Consider the following 235-nt stretch of genomic DNA (forward strand, 5'->3'; position numbering starts at 1 on the left):
GAGTTACTTATACTCCTAATAGGATAGGATATATTGGAGCTGTTTCTAGACAGGAGTCAACATCTGATTTACGTTATTCTTATACCTATACTGGAGATAACAAAGAAGGCATTAAAGTTGATAATCCAACCGCTGTTAGCATATTAAATACTTGGAATTATGTGTGTCTGTTTCAGTTTTCTGAAGTAGCATTACAGGATGTAGGTTGTTATCGCTTTGATGGAACTAAAAATTT

General features: G+C 33.6%; 1 protein-coding gene. It reads left to right on the plus strand.

Features of this window, described 5'->3' with window-relative positions; genetic code table 11:
* The coding region (locus tag AAEZ03_RS28940; protein ID WP_350583448.1) for a hypothetical protein at window positions 1-235 on the plus strand (235 nt) is incomplete at both ends.

Source organism: Pseudomonas sp. HY2-MNA-CIBAN-0224 (genome assembly GCF_040310285.1).
Classification (GTDB): domain Bacteria; phylum Pseudomonadota; class Gammaproteobacteria; order Pseudomonadales; family Pseudomonadaceae; genus Aquipseudomonas; species Aquipseudomonas helleri.